This is a genomic window from Sporolactobacillus shoreicorticis, assembly GCF_024125445.1.
Lineage (GTDB): Bacteria > Bacillota > Bacilli > Bacillales > Sporolactobacillaceae > Sporolactobacillus > Sporolactobacillus shoreicorticis.
Window position 1 is genome coordinate 1 of record NZ_JAMXWM010000113.1, and the last position, 225, is coordinate 225.

Here is a 225-nt window from a genome sequence, read left to right on the forward strand (position 1 = left end):
GAGGCAGGAAACCATCGAGATGATGGCAACCTGTTTCTTTATATATTTTATAATGTGAACTCTTCCATGATAAGGAAGAGTACATTATAATATACATATCATTTTATTACTTAAGTATTCCACAGTAGCTCAGTGGTAGAGCAATCGGCTGTTAACCGATCGGTCGTAGGTTCGAATCCTACCTGTGGAGCCATGCTTCCATAGCTCAGTTCGGTAGAGCACTTC

At 40.4% G+C, this 225-nt stretch carries 1 tRNA gene; it reads left to right on the top strand.

The annotated features are described in order from the left end of the window. Positions 1 to 118: 118 nt before the first annotated feature. A tRNA-Asn gene (locus NIE88_RS22250) sits at positions 119 to 193 on the top strand. Positions 194 to 225 lie beyond the last annotated feature (32 nt).